A 22,591-nucleotide genomic window follows, 5' to 3' on the forward strand; every position below is an offset into this window, starting at 1 on the left:
CTACACGGCAGACTGCCGCGCGTGACCAGCACGAGCACCGGGGCACGGAATCACACCAGGCCCGTGACCTGCCACTTCACGATGCACACCACTCATTGGGTAACGGTAAGAGGTCCCGTCCCCGAAGTCCTTCTCGTTGTTCGTGACAAACCAGACATGAGCCTGCGGGTTCTCCCGCATGAACTCGAGGATCGAGAACCAAATCGCGGCATCCCGAGCGCCCTCGGAGTGGTCCTCGGCGCGCTTCGCTGGCGGCAGCGCCATGGCTTCCCGGGCCAGTGCCTTACGCGCGACGTCTCCGCTGGTGTCGATCACCTCGAAGATCTTCCCGTAGACGGCCCGCCAGTGGTCGAGAAGACGCTCCAGATCGAGCGGTTCCAGACTGCTCTGCATCGCCCACGGGACCTTCTCGGCCAGCTTTCCAAGCGCCTTCACCACCGCGTGGTACTGGGCCGGGTAGTGCTTGGCTTGGTGCGCGGAAAGCTCCTCCAACACCATCCACGGCACAGCCACCCGGTGATGGCCGGACTCCTTGAGCTTGCGGATGATGTCCGCGGTGAGACTGTCGGGGTTGAGTAGGTTCACCGCGTTCGTATCGAAGATGATCCACTGCTCGTCGGTCACCTCCACCTCCTCCCACTCGTGGACGTTCACCGTCAGTCCAGTCGGCCACCCAACACCAGACGCATCACTCTGCTCGGTAGATCGACGGCCGTCTAGGGTCTTTTCATAAGTGGATCAAGGTCTGCCATGATCCACTCGTGGGGCCTGGAGATCTGGCGAGCGAGCAATGGGCCAGGCTGGAATCGCTGTTGCCAGTGGGGAAGAAGCCGGGGCGACCTCCCGTCTGGCCCAAGCGGCAGCTGATCAACGGCATACGCTGGCGGACGCGGACCGGTGCGCCCTGGCGCGACGCTCCCGCACGCTACGGCAAGTGGGACGTCTACGGCCGGGCAGCGCGACGGCACCTGGAGCCGGATCCTCACCCAGCTGCAGGCCGAAGCCGACGCGAAAGGCCTGATCACCTGGGACGTGATCGTGGACTCCACGGTCGCGCGAGCGTCCGTTACGAGGCCACGGTCACCATTGCTTCGGGCGACTCCTTGCCTTCGTATTCGGCGACGAGGTCCTTCACGGTCGATGCCAGGACCTCGGGCATGCCCTTGACCTGATCGGCCGTGACCGTCTCGGGGTCGGCGCTGCTCGCGTACTTCTTGCCGACGTAGTTGACGTCGCCGGTCCGCGTTTCGGCGACGTCGTGCCATGTGGCGAGGAAGGCGGCCTGGGCGGGATCGGCGCCTTCGAGCTTGGCGATGATCGAAGCGAGAAGCGATGTCCTCCAGGAGTGTTCGGCGACCGACTCGGGATCGCGGACGCCGGCCATCCACCAGCCGGTGCGCTTGGTGTGCTTGAGGGTCCCCGCCTCGAAGAGGAACCGCGCCACCGGGAACAGGTCGTCGGCCACCGTCTGACTCCTCTCACGCCTCGGCGAGACGAATTGCGTAATGCATGTTCTCCAGCTCGCACCGTCGACGCAGCGGCACGTCAGCGCTATCCAACATCACGGGGAGCCTATTGCGTAGAGCGGCTGCTGCCACTCCTGAGCGAAGCAAGGTCGGTCGGACCTGGAGCAGCGACCGCGCTGGGCCTCTCGGTTCGTTGCTGGTGAGCGAGCCACGATCGGGTGTCGCTTCGGTCATCGAGGCCCGCGAGGCCCGCGAGGTAGAGCAGCTGCGTGCTGGTCCTCGGCCTCTGCGGTGCGACCGACTTCGAACTGCGCCGCCTGGCCGACACCGCCCTGCCCGGCGATGTCGCGTGGCGCTGGCCCGGCGCCCACGTGGTCGTTCAGGAGACGCCCGATGCGGTGGTGGTCCACACCGACCCTGCCGCTGCGTTCCCGGTCTACGCGACGCGATGGCGGGACGGGTGGGCCTGGTCGACGTCCGCCCGGACGCTGGCCGCTCTGACCGGCGGCGGTGTCGACGTCCAGCGGCTCGCCTGCTCGGTGTTCCTGCCGTCCGTCCCGGCCGTGGCGGGAGCTCGCATGTTCTTCGCCGGGATCGAGCAGCTGCTGCCCGGCGCGCGCACCGAGCTGCCCGCCGACGGCATCACCGAGGACACGTCGCTGCGAGACCTGCTGCCCGACGTACCGGACGAGGCACCCGGCGGGCGGGTGACTGTCGGGCAGATCCTCGCGCACAACTCATTGCCTCTACCGCCCGGGACAGGGGGCTGTGGGGGCGAGGACCCCATGGTGGCGGTGGGGGTGTGGCTACTGCGTGTCGGCGGCGACCACGGTCCATGCCTTGGCCGAGGTGTCGTCCAGCCGCAGGTCGAAGGTGAAGGCGATCGGCCCGCTCTTGTGTGCGTCACCGCGCAGTACCTGTTCGGTGCGGCGGTCGACTTCGTAGTAGACGCCCTGCGCGTTCACCGCGACTCGGAAGACGACCGGGTCCCGTGAGACCAGCGAGCGCACCGTGACCGACGTGACGGTGGCCTCACGCAGGACGGTCCGGCGGGCCGTGCGGACCGGGGTGAAGTCGAGGCTGCCGTCGTTCATGACCCACTCCTCGAGGAACCGCTCGACGGCGACCTCGAGAACCGCTCTGTCGAACCGGCCGTCGAGAACACTCAGATCGCCGGCAGCATGGTCGGCGTCCGTGCTCCACGAGATGTTGGTGAGGGAGAGGATGTCGCTCGCCCCGGTGACCGTGCTCCTCTGCGCGACCTCGAGCACCGCATCCCGGGCAACATCCTTCTGATCCCAGCCGTCAGTCTCGATGGCACTGCTCAGGTGATGCGCTCCCTCGGCGGCCTGCTCGAGTGAGGACACGATCCACTCGCCGGCCGCGCTCTTGCGAAGCGTCCAGTACTCGACCGGGCGCGTCGATCCGTCCTTGCGCACAGCCTGCCGGCCGTCGCCGCGACGTACGTAGTCGCGCAGCGTCGCGGTGATCCGGAAGGTGACGGTGTCGTTCACCTCACCCGCCCGGTTGGCGACGTCGACCAGCTCGACCACCGGACCGTCGACGATCTCCACGACGTTGACCTCGCCACGCGACTCGTAGTCGCGCAGCTCCTCGGCCCACTTGCCGTACAGCACTGGGGACAGGATCCGCTGCAGCGTCGCGTGATCGTGTCCGGTCCACGCCCGCTGGGCCGTCACGTACAGCCACACCGCGCGGCGCTCGAGCGCCGCGCGGTCGAAGGTCGCATCGGTGTCGGCGATGGCATCGACCCGGGCGGAGACCCGGGCAGCGCGCTCGCGCGCCTGTGCGTCCGCGCGGTGCGCGGTGCGGTCCGAGACCGTGTTCAGGCCACCTGCCAACGCCGCCTTGCGGCGCCGGGACCTGAGCCACAGGATCAGCAGGAGCACGGCCACGATCACCAGCACGGCGACGAGCCCACCGCCACCGGCTCCGAAACCGGTCCCGAAGCCCACTCCGGAGCCGCCGCCCGTCGACCCGTGGAAGCCGCCACCACCACCGCCATGGCCGCCACCGCCACCCCCGAACCCGTGACCGCCGCCCCCACCGCGGGCATACGCGACCGTCGGGCTGCTCAGCGCGACGGCTCCCGCGACCACACATATACACCGGCGGACGCGCACCGGGCCCTCCCTTCAAACACCGCAGATCTTCCAAGCAGGCGCAAGCGTACAAGCCGGGGGTGAGCGGGAAGCCTTCGAGACGACGGGCCGCCTCGGCAGGAGCGCGTTGCGGGCCAGCGGACCGACGAGCCGCGCCCTGCTCACCAGTGGGAGGGCCTTGGGACCGAGGCTGCGCTGGGGGGCGAGCCCCTGGTGGACGGTGGTGTCCAGGGTGCTGAGCGGCCCCACCGCGCCGCGGCCGACAGCGCCGGGCACAGCCGGACCGACCGCCTGCAGACCGGTCGCCTCCCCTGCACGAACGGCAGCGGAGGCCGTTTCTCGGCGACGGTCAGCGCTCCGGTCCGGGCCGATGAGTGTCCGAGGCGGGCGTCAGGCTGCCGCGGCCCTGTGAAGGCACCAGAAGCCGCCACCCCGCAGGGTGCCGGCCTCCCGACGTTCCGTTCATGGCTCCGTCCTCGGAGCAGGCCCGGCGTCTCAGGAGGCGCTCCGTGCTCCGGTTCCGCCGCCGCGCTTCACAGCGGTGACCGTCGCCTTCGCGGACTCAGAATCCCGCTGTGTCGAGTTCGAGGTTCAATGGCGGCGGGAGCTGCAGCGGCGTGCCGAAAGGGTGGGGGCCTTCGATCAGGGTGTAACCGAGCTGGCCCGGCTGGGAGAAGAGGGTGCAGGTGCGTTCCTGGCGGTCGACCAGGAGATACACAGGAGCGCCGAACTGCGAGTACCGCCGCCGCTTCGCCGTTCGGTCGGTGTCGCCGTTCGACGGCGAGGTCACCTCGACGACGAGTACCGTCTGGTCCGGCAGAAGCGCCCCTTCGGTCTTCGCCAGCTCGGCGGGTACGACGGCGAGGTCTGGGACGTAGTAGTTCTCGGTGCCGGGCAGGTCGAGGTTTCCGGAGCCGGCACGCAGGCCGAGTTCGCGCATACGGGGACCGATCTGTTCGCGGATCAGGTCGACGGCGGTCTCGTGGGCCCAGGATGGTGACACGGGGGTGATGACTCCCTCGACGATCTCGACGCGGTCACCCGCGATGTGCTGAATCGCGTACTTCAGTGCCTGCTCCGGATTCGGCACCTGGCTGTAGTCACCCGGGCTGGCATGCGCCGTGCTCACCTGCTGCTCTCCTGTCCGGATCTCAGTCCTCGGAACGAATCAGTGACAGTTGGATGTGGCCCGGCTGTGGTCCGGCTGTCACAGCTGTCGTGTTGGGCAGGCTCCCGCCGAGCAGGGGTGCTCACGGGAGCCCGGCACTTGGTAACGTTAGTAGGTGCCACCCTGGGCCATCTCCACATCGGCAGAGCGGTCAGCGGAGATCACCCAGGGTCTGCGTCCCGAATTTCGGGAGTAACTCCCGCGAGCGCGGGGCCGACCCCGCCGAGGCGATCCGGTCCGGCAACGTTACCCGGCTCACCGGCTACCGCCCACGTCGCTCGACGCACAAACAGCGGACCGACGGCCGCTCACGCCACGGATCCTGCCGAGGCGCCGGCCGTCTTGATCTTGGTTGTCAGAGCGGCAGAGACCTGCCCGACCAGCAGGATCGCCAGGACCGCGGCGGCGGCGCGCAGACCCGATGTGGTGGCGCCACGGGTAGGTACTGGCTTCACAGACGGTTCCCCACAAAGGTGTCCGCGGTGATCGTCACCACAGAGATCGCCTGGAGAACAGGAGGAGTTCGAACGAATGTCCATGGGTCGTTCTGGGCTTCTCGTGGCGCCAGGAATCGGAAGACATCGGCCGCTCGGCGTGCCGCGGCCCGGCGGGACGGCCCCGTGAGCCGTCCGCGGCACGCCGACTCCGGAGGAGGCGAACGGCGGTGGCGACGGCACAGGGGCAGCGACGGCGCAAGCGACGGCAAGGGCAATCCGGTCGCCGACGGCGAAGACGCCCCGCCACCCGTCCGATGCCACCGTCCCGTCGGGCTCCTGCCAAATGATCTGCCTACGCGAGGTCCCCGGTGACCGACTTCGTTGGATGGCTGCTGACCTGCTAATATTCTTCACGTCGCGAGGGAGATGATTCCTCACCAGGCGTCAGCGGTGCTACCAGAGCACGTCCTACTTTCAGTAGGAAGAGTCCGTGCAACCCGGGCCTGGCGCTCCACTGCAAGGCGAGGCCCAGTACCCACCCGGGTACTGGGCCTCGTCGGCGTTTGCGGGCCGGCCGCGGGCCGGAAGAACGACGGCCGCCGGCGCGGGACAGCCGCCCCGGCCCGGGACACAGAACGTCAGGCTCGCACCCCTATCGTCCGTCGGCTCCCGACGACGAGTGCCACCGAGGCAAGCAGGCCTCCCGCCCCGAACAGCCACCCTCCCCTGGCCGCTTCAGGAACTCCACCGCACGACCGTGCAGTACGGCGATGCCGCGGGCCGCCGGCGGAGGTCGGGCCGGTCCCGGTCAGCCGGACGCGGCGGTGCGCCAGTGGAACTGGTCGGTGGCCGGCTCGGTCCGCAGGGCGGGTGTGGGCGTGCTGTCGTCGGAGGCTCCGAGGAGGATGCGGTTGTCACCACGGTCGTGTGGAGGAAGACCAGGGTGAATCCTCCCCGCGAGCCCACCTCGGCGAGATGACGAGGCGGAAGCCGACGGCCGGCACGTCCAGGGCCTCGGAGGAGAACGCCTCGACCCGCGCGCGCGGCGAGTCGACGTTTCATCCTGCAGCCGGTCCGACCGCTGCCGTACACCGCGGCAGTCGACCCGTTGAGGCGAGGCGCCCCCGCCCCGTGAGCGGCGTGGTACGGCCGCGGCTGCCGTCAGTGGTACCAGGCCGTGCTGTTGCTCTGGCTGCCGTTGGAGATCGCCATGGCAACCTCGTGGACGCTGTCGTGGTAGAACTGGCCGGTGTCACCATGCCCACCCGGCCCGTAGGAGATGGTCTGGGAGGTCTGTCCTCCTGTCTGGTCGTTCCGCTGGAAGATGGTCAGCCAGCAGGTGGTGGTGTACGAGTCCAGGTGGCCGTAGGCCCAGTTGGCTGAGAGGTTCAAATGGCCGATGCAGCCGGGAACCGAGATGCTCACCGAACCGGTCGTGCCCGCATGGGCGGTTCCCGACATGCCGACGACGCTGATGCCGGCCAGTGAGGCGGCAGCGATCATTGCTCCGATACGACGACGCATGGTTCCTCCGTGATTCGTTGGCCTGGGCACTGAACGGCGGACAACAGCGATCTCTGGCATCGGGCGCCCCCGTCGTTGTCCGCACAGCAGCTTGCCCGTGCACCGGCACGTCGAGGAACGACGTTAGCCAGACGTTTCCCTGATGCTTCGCCTGTTGCGCATCCGCCGGCGCAGCCGCGCGGCGATCGGGCAGTTGGTGCTACGCCGAGACGTGGTGCCGAGCCGGCGGCGAGGGCGAGGGCGGCGGGGGCGGCGGGGCCCGCGGACGTAAGCCGCTGGCACTCATCCAGTCTGGGCCAGTAGTTTCCCTCCAACATCGGCTGACCCCCCGCGGGTGCGGCGAGACCGGCTGGCGACACGAGGTCGAGGCGTCAGGAGTCAGTTCGGCGCCTTCTTCTGCAGGTGCCCTGCAGCCTTCCCGGTTTGGTCCCTCCGCATGGCGGTCATGGAGAGCGCGGCGAGGCGGGGAAGGAAGTTCACGTCGAGCTGTTCGACCGGGTGCAGGAGACCTCGGTCGCAGGTATCGGCGTCCCACACCGTGCAGTTGGCCCGCGGGTAGGCGGGGTTGATATCGATCTCCCTGGCGCGGTCGTCTTCGGCAGTTGCGCTCGCCTCGCTATCCGCCGGGGGCCGCTCTTCCGCCATGCGTCGGGTCGTGGCGTTGTCCATCGGATCCCTCCCATTGCCGGCCTCGGGCCGATGCGCCCGTGGCGCTGGACGGGGTGATCGGCTGGTGCTGCAAGCCGCCCCGATCTCACTCTTCGCTGTCAGTTGTGCGCGGATTGCGAAGTGTCGTCAGCATGGCTGCGGGTGGTGAGGCATGGATACGACGTCGCCGCCGTCATGGTGGCGTCGTCACCGGGCGCTGGTTGGCGTGGCCGACGGCGACGTGCGTCATGACCACCGTCATGGCTGCCGTCATCTGGCCCGGGTGCCCTCCGGACGGGTTTCCTGCGGACCGACCATGGCTATCGTCAGAGCAGACGAACGGGGACGGAGAGGATTCGCAGTGGCCGAAACTCCCACGCTCTTAAGGGTATTGACGCTGCAGCGGCACTGGTAGGTCTACGAGACCTTCCGGCTCCGGTTCGAGGCGACGGCGAACTCGGCCGCCGAGCAGGAGAACGACCCCCGGCTCCGGGGCCTGTCGGTCTCCAAGCGGCAGTTCGAGCGCTGGTACGGCGGCGCGGTGAAGACCCGCCCCTACTGGACCAGTGCCGGGTGCTGGAGGCGATGTTCGGCGTCAGCGTCGACGTGCTCCTCGCGGCCGCACCTGCCGCTTCCCTGCCCGCACCTGCGGTCGCCGCCTCCTTCGTCGTCCCGCCGTCACGGCCGGTCCCTGTCCTTCTCCCCTCCGAGCAGGCAGCGGCACCGCCTGCTGGTAGCCCGTTCAACAGCGAGACCCGCTTCGACGCGGGCACCACGGAATTGGAAAGGCAGGTCGCAATGGCGGCTCGTCGTGCACTTCGGTTCACCGCGATGGCCGAGGGCAGCAGCATCGGCCCGGAGACCCTGGGACAGATCCACGACGAGGTGCGGCGGCTGACCGTCGCCTACCCCAGGCTGGCGCTGCCGACCCTGCTCGGCGACCTGGTCGAGGTCCAGGACCTCACGTTCCGGCTGCTGGAACACGGCCGGGTCAAGCCCGTGCAGGCCCGAGAGCTGTACCTGCTCGCCGGGATCACCTCCGGCATGCTCGCCAAGGCCAGCCACGACCTGGGCAACCCGAGCGCCGCGATGATGCAGGCCCGCACCGCCTTCGTCTGCGCCGACAACGCCGGCCACCACGCCATGCGCGCCTGGGTCCGCTCGCTCCAGTCGCTCATCTCCTACTGGGCGGGCCGCCCCGCCGAGGCCGCCGACTATGCCGCCCTCGGGCAGAGCGCGGCCGGCGACGTCCGCGGCACCACCAGCGTTTGGCTGGCCTGTCTCTCCGCCCGCGCGCACTCCCTCCTCGGCGACGGCGAGTCCACCCGCACCGCAATCCAGCAGGCCGAGGATGCCCGCGTGGCCGTCGAACCCGATGACCTCGACGCCTTCGGTGGCATCATGACCTTCCCGATCCCCCGCCAGCTCTACTACGTCGCCGAGGCCACCGTGCAGCTCGGCGAGGACGCCGCACTCGGCGAGAGCCGGTCCGAAGCGGCCGTCGCCGCCTACCGCAGTGCCTCCGAGGACGAGTGGCCCTTCGGTGACGAGGCCGGCGCCCAGACCGACCTCGCCCTCGCCCGCATCGCCCGAGGCGAGGTCGAGGGAGCTGCCGAGGCCGTCCGCCCAGTGCTCGACCTCCCCATCGAGCGGCGGAACTTCGGCATCGTCAGCAGCGCCCAGCGCGTCCACGCCGCCCTGCACGGCGACGGCCGCCGCAACGGCGGTGCGACGGCCAATCTGCGCGAGGAGATCGAGGCCTACACTGCGACCCCGACCTCGGTCCTCGTCCGGTGACCCCACGGATAGGCTCCGCAGCCATGACCCCAGTCCACCTGGCCGGCCCCCGCCTGGACCTGCGCGAAGTCGAACCCGAGGACACCGACGACCTCCTGGCCATCTACGGCGACCCCGAGGCCACCCGGCACCTCAGCTTCGAACCCCGCACCCGCGAGCAGGTCCAGGCGATCACCGCCCGTTCCATCGCCTCCGCGAACGCCACGCCGCGAACCGAGTACTGCCTCGCCATCACCCGGCTCGGCGAGCACCGGCTGATCGGCTACGCGCGTCTGGCGAACGAGCCGCAGCAGGCTGCCACCATCGGCTTCGCCCTCCATCCGGCCGAGTGGGGCAAGGGCCTCGGCACGGAAACCGTCCACCTGCTGCGCGCCCTCGGCTTCAACGTCCTCGGCTATCTGGGGTTCTCAGGAGCTGTAAGACACGTAAGGGAAGTAGGCCAGACGGCCACGTGCCTGACAGATATCCGGGGGTTCGTCAGCCACGTTCGGTACTCAGCCACCTCGGATGTTGCTGCCGGGTTCCTGTTGCCGGACGACGTCCGCAGCGGCGGCTCGTGTCGCCACGTCGCGGCGCTCGCGCGGATGCTGGGCTGACGCAGAAATAACGAGGTCCCCCTGCCGGCTCGGCAGGGGGACGTGGGTCAGGCGGGGGCTACTCTCCCCAGTTGCATCCGGTCTGGAGTGCTTTGCTCGCGTCGTAGGGGACCATGTCGTAGTGCCAGGCTTCCAGGTCCCAGGTCTCGCCGCCGTAGTGGCTGTCGTCCTTGGGGTAGGAGTACGACGCGTGGCAGTACAGCTGCTCGTAGGTCGAGTGCATCTCGCCCTGCGTGGCGTGCGGGAACATGAGCGTGTTGGACCAGACTTGCTTCCAGTTGTCCGCCGGGTCGCTGGAAGCGGTGTCCGAGCTCGAGGTACTCGCGAACGCGGCGTCGGTCGGGGTGACATGCGTGGAGCGCTTGTTCTGGTCCGCCAGGTTCATGTAGACCTCGGTCTTCTTCACCCACTTCGTGTTGGTGATGCCGCCGTAGCCGATGCATGCGGTGTGGCAGCTTTCGAAGGCGTTGGGCTGGCCGCCGCTGTACAGGATGTAGCGGCCGGACTGGAAGTTCTGCCGTTTGCCCGTGTTGCTGACTTCGGTGCCTCCGACGTAGACCTCGTTGTATTCGTCGGACGTCGGGTAGCCGTAGAACTTGCTCTCGTACCCGTTCTGTCCCCACCACCAGCCGATGACGCCGTGGACGGCGTGGGCGCCGCTGTACTGGCTCCAGTAGACGGTGCCGCCCTGGAACTGCTGGCGTACGCCGTAGCCGTCGGGGTTCGTGAGCTCGTCCGTGAGGGGGTAGCCCAGATAGCCGCGCTCCCAGCCCAGGTCGGCCCAGTACTGGCGGATCGCGCCCCACACGGCGTGTGCGCCGGTGTCGGGGGTCCAGTAGATCAAGCCGTTGTCGAAGCCCTGGAAGCGGCCGATGCCGTCGGGGGTGCCGAGTTCGTCGTTGGTGGGGCAGCCCAGCGACCGCTGGACGCCGGGGGTCTGGGTGTACTCGGTCCAGATGGCGCCGTCAACGGAGTGGGAGCCGCAGAAGACTTCGGCGGACGCGGGGGTGGCGCCGATGGTGAAGCCGGCAGTGACCAGGGCGAGGGCGACGACCGGGGCCGCCAGGAGCGTTCCGATACGCCTGAGTAAGGGATGCATGTCTGCTTCCTGCCCCCGCCCTGGGTACACCAACCACTGCCAGTCGGACGGCCGATGCCCGTGACTGCCTTTGAGCCGAACTTCAACCAGACGACGAACAGCCCCAGTTCCTCGGCCGCCACCCGCCAGTCGCGACCCGTCCGTATGCACCAGCGCAGGTACAGCGTGACGTGCCCGGCGTGCGTACGGGCCGTCAGCTCCGCCTGGTCCTTGCCGAACCGCACGTGCCGCAAGAACGCGTCGGCCGCGGGAACCACGACGAGGTCGTATCCAGCACGGTCCAGTACCGGACGCCAGACGGGAGTTGAACAGGAAAGGCCCGCGAGGGTCTCCTCCATCTCTATGTGCACCGTGTCGCAACGATCACGACAGCCCCCAGAGATGCTGGAGAAATCCCCGGGTCAAACAGTTAGTGCACTGTCACACCACACCCAGAGAAGCCCGGGAGAACGGCGTACAGGACGGTCAGCGGCTTCCCGTGCGCCCGGTTCTGCCGGACGGCCTCGTAGACGAACGTCTTCGACGACTGCCCCCGGCACGAGTACAAGCCGGCGCCCCACTTCGTGGTCACCGGGTACAGCACGCCGGAGATCGAGTCCGTTATCCCGCCATATTGCTCACGCCCGGTTGGTGCGTAGAACCGAGAGAGTTCCCAGCTCAGGCCAGTGAACAGGTCTGCGGCCCGAGCAAATGGTGTTGCCCCTCTGGGTGGTCCTCACGTTTGAATACGGTCATGGAAAACGCTGTGTGGGGCGCTCTGCCCGCCGGAGTGCAGGACCGCGTAGATGCCCTTCTGGCGAAGAAGCACCACGTCCAAGCGATCAAGGCCATCCGGGACGCCTCCCCGCAGCCCGTGCCGGGCATTCATGAGTGCATGGACCTGATCACGGAGCGCTGTGCCGTGCTGGGGCGGTTGCGTGTTCCCCGTGTCCCGACCGCGCCTTTGGACCTCGACGCGCTGACCGCCAAGGTAGAAGGGCTTCCCCGTCGGCCAGCCGCGATCGAGGCCGTGTGGGACGGAGACACCGAGGGATGGTGCGTCCGCCTCCTCGCCGTCATGACCGCGCCGAACGCCGAGCACGACCTTGCGCTGGTCCAATTCGGCGGAGACCTGCGCTTGTTCAATGGCGAAGTGCCGCCCTGGCCGGAGGCGGAGGATGCGAGCACCGTTGGGCGGGCCCTTGCGGAGCGATTCGGGGTGCCGTTCCACTTCGAGAGCCCTGAGGCGCCGACCGACACCTCCTTGCGCTGGTGGGATTCACTCTGAAGAGCACCCGGCCAAGAGGAGCCTCCTTGCGTCAGCGATCTCATGGCATGTGCGGCCGCCGTGGCATGGCTCGGACCTTGGCCGCCTCGGCATCCCGGCCGGACAGTGCTGCATTCTCCAGCGCCATCAGATTGAGGGCGGTCGCGTAGTTCTGGAGCCGCACCTCCAGGAACCGGCAGTGGGCCTGGAGGTCGGTGTGCTTCCTCTTGAGCTCCTCGAAGGCGTTGGCGGACCGGACGTAGCTCCGCCGCTGGGCCTCGTCCGCAGCGACCCGTTCCTGGAAGAGGTCCTTGAGGTCGGGGTGCTGGTGGGTGAGGTGCCAGCGCTTGAGGGCGGCTCGATGGCCAGCTGGGTGACGTTGAGCCGGCCGTTGGACCGTTGCGGGGCTCCGGCGAGGAGCCGGTTGATCGCGGTGATGATCGCCCGACTCCAGTCAACACGTCCCGGACCGGCCGGGTGATGTGTCCTACGTGCCTTACTACTCTCCAAGGCGCTGACCAGCGAGAACGAGCCGGACCACCAGATAATGACAGCCTGCGCCGCATCTGGGCGGCCCGCTCACCGCTCAACGAGGCATCGGCGCGCACCCTGTTGCGGGCCGGCATGACGAAGGACGGGCGGATCCGCGACCACGTCTTCGTCCACGGCGCCTGGCGTGACTCGATCACCTACTCGATCCTGGAGCACGAGTGGTCGCCGAACGGCGTGCTGGGGGTCGCCGCCGAGCACGAGAGCTGAGTTCCGGGCCTACGGGCGGTAGCGGGCCTGCTGGCCGCCCCCGACACTGCCAGCGTGGCCTTTCGCTGGTGGTGGAGCTCCATGATCTGCACGTCTGCGCGCGGGTGATCTGAAAGGCCCACCTGCGCGACCACCTCGTCGTATCGTAGGGATCGCTCCCGAACGTTCCTGGTCAAAGCACTTGTGGTGGCGAATGGCCGGGCCCCGCAGGATCCACTGGTACGGCCACATGCGCGCTCACTCTCGTGCGAGGACTCCAGCGACCGCTTGTCCGGCACCGGTACTGCGGGTACCGGGATTCCGCGGCCGACTGATGAGACTCGGATGCATCTCCCCGTCCCCGTCGGGCTCCGACGTCAGCCGGGTTGGGTCGTTGGGGTTCCTGCGGCCGTCGCCAGGGCGGCGAGCCGGTGGATCTGGGCGGTCACCAGGTCGGTGCGCAGGGCGGGGGTGTGCGAGGTGTCGTCGGAGGTGGTCAACAGGATGCGGTTGTCGCCGACGGCCGCGTAGAGGAAGACCCAGGTGAATCCCCCCTGCGAGGTCACCGCACCGGTGGGAGAGAGAACGCGGAAGCCCACGACCGGAGCCTCAAGGACGTTGTAGGTCACCGGTTCGACCCGCAGCCGGGGCCTGTCCTCGGTGAGCCGGAAGCCTGTGCAGCCACCTTCGTAGACGGCCGCCTTGAGCGAGTCGAACCGCTCCCGTGACCGGCCGTCGGGAAGACTGCCGAGGTCCACGGCGGTCCGGTTGCCGAGCGTGTTGTTGCCGGTGACGTACACGACGCGGGCGGCCTCGGCCGGGTGCTCGAACATGGCCGTGATCACCGGTGCACACGCCGGGTACCGCTGCGCCGCGTCGGCGACCATCGTGTCGGTGGCACCGGACGGCCTCTTCTCGGCTTCGGTGGTGCTGTCCGGCGGCAGGTCGGCGCCGGATAGGAGAGCGGCCGTCAACTGGTCCCGCGAGAGTGGTGCGAGGGGACGCCACGCGGACACGGCCCCCGGCGGCACGGACGACGGCGGCCCGGAGGACGGCAGCGCGGAGGACGGCAGCGCGGCCGACGAGGTACGGGAGGAGGCATGAGGACCGGAGTCAGCCGAGCCGGCGGGTGAGCTCGCGCAGCCGGTGGTCAGAGCGAACAGCGTGAGGATCAGCGGTGCCATGCGGATGGCGAGCCTTGCCACGGCCATCGTGTCTCCTGTCTCGAAGTTCCCGTCGTTGGACGCCCCAACTGCAGGACTGCGCGGCGGGCCTGGGCCATTGTGACCGTTGACCGGGCGGGCCGCCCCGGGTTTTTCGTCCGCGAACGGCGGCAGCTGAATCCGACCGCTGTTCTTCAAGGGGCCTCGCCGTCGGGCAGGACGTACGGTCGTGGCCTCACCCGTGCCGGCGAGCGGCTGCGGTCGGCACAGGGAGAGCGGTCCCACCGAAATCCTCGCCCGAGAACGTCGGCATCGTGGGCACCGGGTCGAGGCCGAGTGCCTCCACGTCCACCTTCCCCGCGTCCTGAAGAGCAGCGGCGAGTCGTGATGAACAGTTCGGTCGATCGCTCGGCATTGCGTCTCGAACCACGACCTGATGCTGTTCCCCATGAAGGCGTTCGTCCAGCCGGGCCCCTTGTTCGCCCAGCTGAGCATGGCCGCGACGACCTTGTCCCGCGAGACCGTCCGGGTCTGAGAATGCTCGGCGGGAACCCGTCCCGGTACTCCAGCCGGAACGCGGTTGGCCAGTACGACCGCGCCGCTTCTCATCACCGGCATGCCGAGATCGTCTCCCGGACGCCTGGCAACCCTCGGTCCGGAAATGGCTGGGTAGCATCGTGTGCCTACTGCGGCGATCCGACACGGGGGACAGGTGCAGTGACGACAAGTCAGGACCGGGAGCGCATGGCGCCACTGCGGCCGGGGGATCCGCAGGACGTCGCGGGCTACCCGCTGCTGCGTCGGATCGGCGAGGGCGGCATGGGGACCGTCTTCCTGTCCCGGACGCGCGGCGGCCAGCCGATCGCCCTGAAGGTGATCCGCGAGGAGTATGCCCGGGACGCGGGGTTCCGGCGCCGGTTCCAGCAGGAGGTCCGCGCGGCCCGTACCGTGCACGGCTACCACGTGGTGCCCGTGGTCGACCACGACACCGGCGGCACGACCCCCTGGCTGGCCTGCCGGTACGTTCCCGGCCTGACGCTGGAGCAGGCGCTGGACCGGTTCGGCCCGCTGCCGCCGCTTACCGGGCTCCAGGTGGTCGGCTGCGTCGCCGAGGCGCTGCGCGCGGTGCACGCGGCCGACATCGTCCACCGGGACCTGAAGCCCGCCAACGTCCTGCTGGCCACGGACGGCCCGTGGGTCATCGACTTCGGCATCGCCCGTGCCGGGGACGGAACCCAGCTGACCGCCAGTGGAAGCCTGATCGGCACGGCCCAGTACATGTCGCCCGAGCATGCGCTCGGCGAACCCGTGACCCCCGCGAGCGACATGTTCGCCCTCGGTCTGATCGCCGCCGTCGCGGCCACCGAATTGCACCCGTACGGGGACGGCAGCGCGATCACGGTCGCCACACGCATCGCCAACACCGAGTTCCGCCCCCCGGACCTGTCCGGCTACCCGCCCGAGATCCGCTGGCTGCTCATCCGTTGCCTCACCGCCGATCCGGCGGACCGGGCCACCCCCGAGGAAGTCATCGCCCTGTGCGACCGGGCACTTTCGCGCCCACGGCGCGCCTTCGAGGGGTGGTTGCCCTCGCCCCTGGCCCAGGAGCTCGCACGCTGTGAGGCGACCGTCCGCCAGGCCCTGGACGACGACGTGCCGGATGCGGATCCTGCAGGGACGTTCACACCCACGTACGTCCCCACCGAACGAGCCGCCCCTATCCCTCCCCAGGCACCGGTGCCCGACGCCGCCTCTCCACGGCCGCCAGTGCCCGCCCCGCGGGTTGTCCAGCCGTTCGAGTCCCTCCCGACCGCTTCCCGTCCGTCGGCGCCCGCCCCGGTCCGGCCGCCACATCCTCCGCAGACCCACCAGCCACAGCCTCCCGCACCGCAGGACGCCGTACCGCAGGACCCCGGTCCGCAGGACCCTGCCGAGGGAGAGCCGCTACGCCTCGGGCTGGGGAAGATCTGGCTGCTGCTGTTCGTGTTCCTCCTCGTCATCTACGTCTCGTTCAAGTAGCCGGACCACTGGGGCGCTGGAACGTTCACCACCTGGACAAGCCCGTCGAGCCCACCGCCGGTGACCACATCGACCTGCGTCGGCCTGCAGGTCGGCGGCCGGAGGGCGTGCGCTGGCGACGGACTGCCTGTTGAGATCCAGCGCAGGGCTCTGGTGGCGGCTCCGTGAGGCGCGGGACCGACCACGGAGCCCAGGCGTGAGGAGGGGTTCGACGGGCACAACTGTTGACTCCTCGGCTGACCCCCGCGGGTGCGGGGAGGACCTTCGCGACCTGGGGCGATGCGGTGGCTTTGCCACTTCTTTGCAAGGTTTGATGCGCCGTCGTTCCAGCGTCTCGACGTTGCGCGTGAGCTGTTGAAGTGTCAAAGGGCTCGCAAATCATCCCACGCGTCTGTACCGAGGAGGTGGCCGAGGGCTGCAGTGCGGAGCGCTCGTGGCCGCGAACGTTGCAGTGTGCCGAGTTCGGGGTGATGCGTGGCCTTCCGCGGCGGGGACGCGGAGCCCTTCCCGGACGAGCCAGCCGTGACGGATGGTCGACGATGCGAGTATTCCGTTGCGCGGCCGGTGTATTCCGGCCAGGAGGCGAGTGGCCAGCTGTGCTACCCGCCCGCCCTGTCCGAGCGGCGGTGCCGGGGGTGCGAGGCGGTGCTTCGACACTCCTGACCGTCTCATTTCCCCACCCGCGCACCCATCGGACGCAGGCCGGGGATGGGGAGCCGCCGGCACGCGAGGGCGTGTGGCGCTGCTCGAACGGGCTTTCCCCTGGCGGGAGTTGTGGTCACATCTGTTTCAGGAGAACAGCCCCTGCCCCGGTGAGCGGCGTGGTACGTTCCGTAGCCCAACCGAAAACAGGCGACCCCGGCGGTGCTGGTAACACCCCGGGGTCCGGCACAGGAGCTGACACTCCCGATGCAGATCCATCGTAGCGCCCCCGCGCGCAACTTCACCGTGCTGCCCAACGCCCTGTTGCAGGGTCGGCGGCTGAGCTTCACCGCCCGCGGCCTGCTGGCCGATCTCCTCTCCCGCCCCGACGGCTGGCGCGAGGACGGCCGGCACATGGCGGACTCCAGCCCACAGGGGCGCGGGGCCATCCGCAAGGCACTCAAGGAGCTGACCCAGGCCGGGTACTACCGGGTCGACATCGTCCGAATGCCCGACGGCACCATCCGCTCCGAGGCCCACGTCTACGACACCCCGCAGCTCGGGCCGCCACCGGGTGTCGCCCGTCCGGCCTCCGGTACAGCGACGACCGGCGCCGCAGACGCCCCTCTTGTAAAGAACCGGCAGAAAGGACCCACCCACCCCGCCGAAGCGGCCCCCGACGGGCCCGAGCAGCGGGAGGACGGCCCCGACCGGAACCCTCCCGCACCGCCCGACGAGCAGACCCGCGAGGCGGTCGCGACCCTGTTCCGCGCCATCCGCCCGGAACCTCGCCTGCGCAGCGGCGAGGCCGAGGCGCAGGAACTGGCCCTGTTCGTCGCCACCTGGCTGCGACGCGGCGCCACCACGGCCGACCTCGCCCGGGCACTGCTGCCCGGCCTGCCCACACCCCTGCACCACCCCGTCGGCGTGCTGCGCCATCGTCTGCAGAACAAGCTGCCGCCCACCCCGAACCCGCAGCAGCCCGCCAAGCCGCGCTACGCCGAATGCGCCACGTGCCACGACCCCGTATCGAAGCCGGGCATCTGCGCCCCGTGCGCCGGCCTCGGCGGACGAGGGGGACAAAGGGGACGAGGGCCCGAGCCCGGCGGCGGTGCGGCAGTCGCGGCCGCCGGAGCCGCCCGCGTCCGAGCGGCGATGCTCCCCGCCAGGGCCGCACTGGGCACACCACGACTCGCCGGACCGGGCGCCACCCCGCCGCTCTGCCCTGCGTAAGGTTCTCGGGCACGTGATCCTTTGGCCGGTTCGCGAGGCCAGAGGATCAAGGAGGCCACGACGGCTCCGGTGCGGGCCGCCGACCGTCGAGCCGTCCCGCCCGCCCCGCATGAGGTGAATCGAGCGGACGGGATGGCGGTTCGGGGTCAGGGCAGGAGGATGACCTTGCCCCGGACGCGGTGGGCCTCGATGTCGGCGTGGGCGCGGGCCGCCTCGGCCAGCGGGTAGGTGGTGCCGATCGGCAGGTCGAGCCTGCCGGCGGCGGCGAGTGCGGCCAGCTCGGGCAGGGCCTGCTCGAAGCGGTCGGCGGGACCGCCGCTGCTGAAGCGGATCCCGTGCTGGGCGGCGGTCATTCCGGCAATGGTGATCACCTGGGCCGCGTCGCCGGTCAGAGCGACGGAGTCCGCGAGCACGCCCGCGCCGGAGGTGTCGAAGACGCGGTCCCTGCTATGGCCGCACGTGCTTCGCGATGAATGATCCCCCTGCTGACTGTCGCCGTAGTCGGTCCGATTGCAGTGGCTTGTCGGCCCATCGGAACAGTCCACTCGCTTCGCGCGGTTTGCATCCGTCTCCGGCGGACCGACCGTGCAGGCCGCTTCCGCTGCCTGGGTTGGTTGCGCGCTCGAACGTCCCAACGGCTGGCCGCTGTCAATCTCCCAGGCGTCCTGGCTGCTCGCCGTCGGATTCGTTGGGCGAGCAGTAGCGCCGAGTGGCCCTTCCCGAGGGCGTGGCAGACGTCCCGGGTGTCATTCGGTTTCCTGCCGAACGGTGCCGATCGGTACCGACTCAAAACAGTGCAGATCGGTACCGCTTGGCATCGAGGGTGGTCCGGATCGGGTTCACGGCAGTCAACGCGCGGGCGCGCCCGCTGCGCACGGACGGCTCCTTCCCCGCGCGCACGCTACGGTGGACGCCCCTGCCGGCCGTCCCGTTCACCGAGCACGACACACCGTCCGGCAGCGGGCGCTGACGATCCGACAGGAGACCGCCGTGTGGACCGGCTGATGCAGGACCCGCGCTTCGCCGAGACGACCTTCGTCGTGATCGACTTCGAAGCGCTCACCCCCGCCGGGCGGGCCGCCGAGCCGATCGAGGTCGCCGCTCTCGCCCTGCGCGCCCATGGCGGCCGACTGGTGGAGGTCGGCCGGTTCGAGGAGCTGATCCGACCGCCCGCCGACGTCCCCGTCACCCCCATGGACACCGCGCAGACCGGACTCACCGCCGAGATCCTCGCCACCGCGGCCCCGGCCTCAGCGGTGATGGCCCGGCTCGACGCACACCTGAGCGCGCCGCCGTACCGGCTGGTGGCCCACCACGCCCCCACCGAGGCCGCGCTGATCGCCCGCCAGCGCGAGCACTGCCCCGTCCTGGCCGGCACGCCACTGCTCGACACGGTGCGCATGGCCAAGCGCGTCCTGCTCGGGCTCGGCTCCTACCGGCTGGACAACCTGCTCGGCCACTACGACATCCCCAAGCCCCCGGACCGGCACCGGGCGATACCGGACGTCGAGGTCACCCACCAGGTCCTCGGCCGGCTGCTCACCGAGGGAAGCGCCTCCGGCCGGTGGCGCACCCTGCTGGAACTGGACATGGCCGCCGGACTCCAGCCCAAGCACCTCACCCCAGGTTCACAGGCGGAGCAGAGCTCCCTGTTCTGACCCCGGGTCTCATGCCGCCAGGCGCAGTGCCTCGCCGACGATCACACCGAAAGGCTGCCTCACCTGGAGGTGGGAGGCCTCGGAGTAGCCGGCGGCTCCCTGCTCGGCGAACCGCCGCACCACCTGCCAACGGCTCCGTCGGCAGCGCCGTCCAGTACCCGGGCGACGTCCGCGGAGGCGGACGAGGCGACGACTCCGGAGCAACACCGCCGTCGCGGCGGACGACCGCACGATCACGATGGAGGTCGCCTGGAGCGGATGCGACTACAAACCCGACCTGGTGGTACGGGAAACAGGCCAGAAGGTCACACTGCTGCTCAAGCGCCGCGACGCATCGGGCCCGGACATCGGGTGCGAGGACGGCGGCATCGCCGAGCTCAGCGCTGTCCTGCGCCGACCACTCGGCAGCCGGGCCCTGATCGACGCGGTCACAGGCGAACCCGTTCCGCACGCTCACGTCTGACAGCAGCCGACCTGCGGACCGCCGCCCGGACCGCCTCCACCGCGAGCCCGGACGCTCCTGACGACCTGCGTTCAAAGGTCCCGCCAGCGTTTGCCCGGGTCAGGAATCGAACGGGCGGTGTCTCAGACATGGGTGTTGCCCCAGGGCCCGAGGTAGTGGGTGGTGTCGATGCGCGGTGTCGACACGTTCCTGCGGCGTGGTTCCGGTCAGGCAGGGGATCGATTCGGGCCAGAGCCAGAGGATCGCGGGGTTCGGCGGGTGGGGGCTGCATACCGTCGACGGGTCTGCACCTGTCCCTGGGCCAGGCGCGTGGCATCGAAGGATCTGAACTCCGTCAACGCCCCGGCTCCTCCGCGCTCCTTCTGTCCGCATCGTGTGAAAGCCAAGGTAGGGAGTCTTCACCCGTGCCCTCCGTGCTGCACTACGAGATCGTCACCGATCCGACCTCACTCCAAGCCTCGCGCCCTGGGGCACCGTCCGTCGGGACGGTGTACATCGTCGTCTCCAATACGCACCTGTCCAAGGTGAAGTGGCAGCACATCGATCTGCTGATCCCGATCGGTACCGGCAGCGGCGACCTGACGGACAAGGCCACAGCGATCACCGCGAGTATCACCAGGAGCTACCCGACGCCGCCCGGCGAGGACGACCCGGACTTCGATTGGCACAGCGGGGGCCGGTTTCGGGCCGCCTCCCCCTCGGCACGGGAGATGACGCTTCCCGCACAGAAGTCCTTGATCCTGAAACTGGAGAACATCCCGGTTTCCGATCATGCGGGGCTGGCTCTCGTCGAGATCCATGAGCTGGCCCACGGCGGCGACGACAAGGCGCCTGCGTTCGACTTCCCCTACATCACCAGGCTCGCGCTGGTGAAGCAGACGCCGCCGGTCCCGCAGAACTTCCGGGCGGAACACTCCCTGGTGGGCGCGGGACAGGACGTCGTCCTGCGTTGGGACGGGCCGGACAGCCTCCGGTACTGGATTCGCTATCCGGACGGGGCCCTGGAACCCGTCGATCCGCCAGTGCGGCCCGCTCCCACACCGTACGGGCCCCACCACCACACACCCGCCCGCCCGCTGACGCGCGGCACCACCTACACTCTCGTGGCCGGCACGGCCGACGGCAACGGGCAGGTGCAGGAGGGGTACTTCCTCACCACCACCGTCCACGCGCTCATCCCCGCGTTCGAGGGCGGGGCGCGAGCCCCGTGGGTCGAAGGGACGACAGACCGGGGCCGGGTCACCTTCACCGGAGACGGCGTGAGGGTCGACGACCGGAACCAGGGCCTTGGGACGGTGAGGGCCGGGACCACCGACGTGCACGACGTGAGGACCGGGATGGTCAAGGGACGGACCGCCGACTCCGGCTGGATCGACTTCCCCGGCACCGGCATCACCGTCCACCATGGCCCGGGCCAGGACCTCGGCTCCGTCACCGCCGGGCGCGTCGACGCCCTCGGCGTCAACACCACGTGGGTCGGCGACCGCGACGGGGGCAAGGGCTGGATCGGGTTCCCCCAGTCGGGGATCGACGTCCGCAAGGACGGCGGCCAGGACTGGGGCACCGTCGCCGCCGACAAGGCCGACCTCAACGGCATCAACACCTCATGGGTCCAGGGCCGTGGCGCCACCGACGGCCGGATCGAGTTCCCCCAGTCCGGGATCAAGGTCCGCAAGGACGGCGGCCAGTCGTGGGGCACCGTCTCGGCCGACACCGCCGACCTGAACAGCGTGACGGCACAGTGGGTCCAGGGGCCCGACGGCACGAAGAGCCGCCTCGCCTTCACCGACACGGGGGTGAAGATCACCGACCCCGACGGCCACAGGGGCACCATCGTCGCGGGCGAGACCAACGTTCGCAGCGTCGTCACCCCCTGGGTGTCAGGCCCTCAGCCCGGCGCGGGATGGATCGCCTTCCGGGTGGAAGGGGTGGACGTGATGCGGGACAGCGAGGTCTCCTTCGGTACGATCCGCGCCGCCTCCCACGAGGACAAGCACGGGGGGACCGGACGCCCCCTGCACCGCAGGCTGCCCCCGTACGACTGGCCGCCGAAGTCGGACAAGCGGACGCCTTCCACCTCCAGCGGCCTGAGCAAAGATCCGGAGTAAGCCGCCCAGGCCCGTCGCGCTCCACCCCTGCGTGGGCATGCACCGCCGGCACCGTTCTGCGACAGAGGAACACCCTGCGCGAGCGCCGCCGCTTGGCGACGCCGCCCGCCACCGGAACCGGGGCCGCCCCTTCTCGCCTGTCCGGAGCGGGAAGGGGGCACAAGACCTTCGCGACAGCCGGTGATTCCCCAGGGCTGTGATCACGTCGTTCCCCGGGCCCTGCCCGCCGACATGAACCGGCCGTCCCGGCCCGGGCTGTCGGCCGATCGAGGAGGCCTACCGTGCCGGTCGCACCACAGCGCGACGAGAAGGCCCCTCCGAGCCGCCTCCGCGTGGAACCCACGCGGTGCGCCGAAGCGGGCCCAGCAGGTACGTCGTCGGACCGCCGATCGCGCGAAGCCGCGACACTGCCTGCCCAGGTGACTCGCGGCACCCCTGGCGTGGGACGGCTGCGACGCGGCTG

Annotated in this window: 19 protein-coding genes and 1 pseudogene; 11 read left to right on the forward strand and 9 right to left on the reverse strand. The window is 69.7% G+C overall.

Translation table 11 applies throughout. The annotated features are described in order from the left end of the window. A complete protein-coding gene (locus tag ACZ3TI_RS34620; protein ID WP_465733396.1) occupies window positions 1-624 on the reverse strand; it encodes a PIN domain-containing protein in 624 nt (207 codons plus the stop codon). Between the two features lie 194 nt (window positions 625-818). Between ACZ3TI_RS34620 and ACZ3TI_RS34625 the strand changes: the two genes are divergently transcribed. Then, complete coding sequence (locus tag ACZ3TI_RS34625) at window positions 819-1,172, forward strand: transposase (protein ID WP_465733532.1); 354 nt, start codon at window positions 819-821, stop codon at window positions 1,170-1,172. Here ACZ3TI_RS34625 and ACZ3TI_RS34630 read toward each other — a convergent pair. The 5 genes and pseudogenes from ACZ3TI_RS34630 to ACZ3TI_RS34650 form a co-directional block, all read right to left on the reverse strand. Then, window positions 1,085-1,465 (reverse strand): annotated as a pseudogene (locus ACZ3TI_RS34630) (HD domain-containing protein); the annotation flags it as partial. The gene ACZ3TI_RS34625 and the pseudogene ACZ3TI_RS34630 sit on opposite strands and share 88 nt — an antisense overlap. Before the next feature lie 807 nt (window positions 1,466-2,272). Continuing rightward, on the reverse strand, window positions 2,273-3,610 hold the full coding sequence (locus ACZ3TI_RS34635) for a Tim44 domain-containing protein (protein WP_465733398.1): 1,338 nt from the start codon (window positions 3,608-3,610) through the stop codon (window positions 2,273-2,275). Window positions 3,611-4,151: 541 nt separating this feature from the next. After that, the gene (locus tag ACZ3TI_RS34640; protein WP_465733400.1) at window positions 4,152-4,718 is read right to left on the reverse strand and encodes a Uma2 family endonuclease; all 567 of its coding nucleotides are present in this window, start codon (window positions 4,716-4,718) and stop codon (window positions 4,152-4,154) included. Window positions 4,719-6,355: 1,637 nt separating this feature from the next. Next, window positions 6,356-6,697 (reverse strand): hypothetical protein, encoded by a 342-nt coding sequence (locus ACZ3TI_RS34645; protein ID WP_465733402.1) that lies wholly within the window; start codon window positions 6,695-6,697, stop codon window positions 6,356-6,358. Window positions 6,698-7,096: 399 nt separating this feature from the next. Then, window positions 7,097-7,387, reverse strand: coding sequence for a hypothetical protein (locus ACZ3TI_RS34650; protein ID WP_465733404.1), 291 nt, complete (start codon window positions 7,385-7,387; stop codon window positions 7,097-7,099). A gap of 777 nt (window positions 7,388-8,164) precedes the next feature. Between ACZ3TI_RS34650 and ACZ3TI_RS34655 the strand changes: the two genes are divergently transcribed. Continuing rightward, complete coding sequence (locus ACZ3TI_RS34655; RefSeq protein WP_465733406.1) at window positions 8,165-9,163, forward strand: hypothetical protein; 999 nt, start codon at window positions 8,165-8,167, stop codon at window positions 9,161-9,163. Between the two features lie 23 nt (window positions 9,164-9,186). Further along, window positions 9,187-9,759, forward strand: a complete 573-nt coding sequence (locus ACZ3TI_RS34660; RefSeq protein ID WP_465733408.1) for a GNAT family N-acetyltransferase — start codon at window positions 9,187-9,189, stop codon at window positions 9,757-9,759. 58 nt (window positions 9,760-9,817) lie between these two features. On the opposite strand, the gene ACZ3TI_RS34665 is transcribed toward ACZ3TI_RS34660, so the two are convergent. After that, complete coding sequence (locus tag ACZ3TI_RS34665) at window positions 9,818-10,858, reverse strand: LGFP repeat-containing protein (RefSeq protein WP_465733410.1); 1,041 nt, start codon at window positions 10,856-10,858, stop codon at window positions 9,818-9,820. Window positions 10,859-11,591: 733 nt separating this feature from the next. On the opposite strand from ACZ3TI_RS34665, the gene ACZ3TI_RS34670 reads away from it, so the two are divergent. Both ACZ3TI_RS34670 and ACZ3TI_RS34675 read left to right on the forward strand, forming a co-directional pair. Further along, window positions 11,592-12,125 (forward strand): hypothetical protein, encoded by a 534-nt coding sequence (locus tag ACZ3TI_RS34670; RefSeq protein ID WP_465733412.1) that lies wholly within the window; start codon window positions 11,592-11,594, stop codon window positions 12,123-12,125. 603 nt (window positions 12,126-12,728) lie between these two features. Beyond that, complete coding sequence (locus ACZ3TI_RS34675) at window positions 12,729-12,863, forward strand: hypothetical protein (protein WP_465733414.1); 135 nt, start codon at window positions 12,729-12,731, stop codon at window positions 12,861-12,863. Between the two features lie 356 nt (window positions 12,864-13,219). Here the strand turns inward: ACZ3TI_RS34675 and ACZ3TI_RS34680 are convergent, their stop codons facing one another. Beyond that, entirely contained in the window at window positions 13,220-13,675 is a 456-nt protein-coding gene (locus tag ACZ3TI_RS34680; protein WP_465733416.1) for a hypothetical protein, read from the reverse strand. On the opposite strand from ACZ3TI_RS34680, the gene ACZ3TI_RS34685 reads away from it, so the two are divergent. From ACZ3TI_RS34685 to ACZ3TI_RS34695, 3 genes are all read left to right on the forward strand, one after another. Further along, a complete protein-coding gene (locus ACZ3TI_RS34685; protein ID WP_465733418.1) occupies window positions 13,674-13,946 on the forward strand; it encodes a hypothetical protein in 273 nt (90 codons plus the stop codon). The genes ACZ3TI_RS34680 and ACZ3TI_RS34685 overlap by 2 nt on opposite strands. Before the next feature lie 803 nt (window positions 13,947-14,749). Next, window positions 14,750-16,024 carry a serine/threonine-protein kinase gene (locus ACZ3TI_RS34690; protein WP_465733420.1) on the forward strand — a complete coding sequence of 425 codons (1,275 nt, stop codon included), beginning with the start codon at window positions 14,750-14,752 and terminating at the stop codon, window positions 16,022-16,024. Between the two features lie 909 nt (window positions 16,025-16,933). Beyond that, window positions 16,934-17,899: a hypothetical protein gene (locus ACZ3TI_RS34695; protein ID WP_465733422.1), complete on the forward strand. Its 966-nt coding sequence runs from the start codon at window positions 16,934-16,936 to the stop codon at window positions 17,897-17,899. A 146-nt stretch (window positions 17,900-18,045) separates the two neighbouring features. On the opposite strand, the gene ACZ3TI_RS34700 is transcribed toward ACZ3TI_RS34695, so the two are convergent. Next, window positions 18,046-18,444: a zinc-binding dehydrogenase gene (locus ACZ3TI_RS34700; RefSeq protein WP_465733424.1), complete on the reverse strand. Its 399-nt coding sequence runs from the start codon at window positions 18,442-18,444 to the stop codon at window positions 18,046-18,048. A 447-nt stretch (window positions 18,445-18,891) separates the two neighbouring features. Between ACZ3TI_RS34700 and ACZ3TI_RS34705 the strand changes: the two genes are divergently transcribed. From ACZ3TI_RS34705 to ACZ3TI_RS34715, 3 genes are all read left to right on the forward strand, one after another. Further along, window positions 18,892-19,557 (forward strand): 3'-5' exonuclease, encoded by a 666-nt coding sequence (locus ACZ3TI_RS34705; RefSeq protein WP_465733426.1) that lies wholly within the window; start codon window positions 18,892-18,894, stop codon window positions 19,555-19,557. Window positions 19,558-19,795: 238 nt separating this feature from the next. After that, complete coding sequence (locus ACZ3TI_RS34710; RefSeq protein WP_465733428.1) at window positions 19,796-20,020, forward strand: hypothetical protein; 225 nt, start codon at window positions 19,796-19,798, stop codon at window positions 20,018-20,020. Window positions 20,021-20,424: 404 nt separating this feature from the next. Then, a complete protein-coding gene (locus ACZ3TI_RS34715; RefSeq protein WP_465733430.1) occupies window positions 20,425-22,128 on the forward strand; it encodes a hypothetical protein in 1,704 nt (567 codons plus the stop codon). Window positions 22,129-22,591 lie beyond the last annotated feature (463 nt).

It is taken from the genome of Kitasatospora sp. NPDC023120 (assembly GCF_055560835.1).